A 442-nucleotide genomic window follows, 5' to 3' on the forward strand; every position below is an offset into this window, starting at 1 on the left:
GCCCTGGGTCGCTCCAATTGGTTGTTTGCAGGCTCACTGCGCGCCGGTCAACGCGCGGCTGCCGTCATGAGCCTGATCCAATCGGCCAAGCTCAACGGGCACGATCCCTACGCCTATCTGAAAGACGTCCTCACGCGACTGCCGACCCACAAGGCGGCCGACATCGCCGAACTGCTCCCGCATCGCTGGACGCCCAGCGCCACCTAGCTGGCAAGACGGGTTCACCGGGTGCTTACCGTGAACGCACTGCAACTCTTCGTCATCCTGGCCGGCTTGACCGGTCAGCTCCTTATTGCGAGGAAGGATCCGCGCGGCTATCTCGCTTGGATCGCCGGTAACATCGGACTGGTGTTCGTCTACTTGGAGACCAAGCAATTTGCCTTGATTGCACTGCAATTCATCAATACAGCAATCCAGGTTGCCGCCCTGATCGCTTGGGGAC

At 60.4% G+C, this 442-nt stretch carries 2 protein-coding genes; both read left to right on the forward strand.

Translation table 11 applies throughout. The features are described from left to right. On the forward strand, window positions 1-207 hold a 207-nt coding region (locus tag NBZ83_RS32640; RefSeq protein WP_037044645.1), incomplete at its 5' end, for a transposase domain-containing protein. Between the two features lie 30 nt (window positions 208-237). Continuing rightward, window positions 238-442: nicotinamide mononucleotide transporter (locus NBZ83_RS32645; RefSeq protein WP_261576569.1), on the forward strand; the 205-nt coding region annotated here is incomplete at its 3' end.

Origin of the sequence: Frankia gtarii (assembly GCF_025403375.1) — a bacterium.
Taxonomy (GTDB): domain Bacteria; phylum Actinomycetota; class Actinomycetes; order Frankiales; family Frankiaceae; genus Frankia; species Frankia gtarii.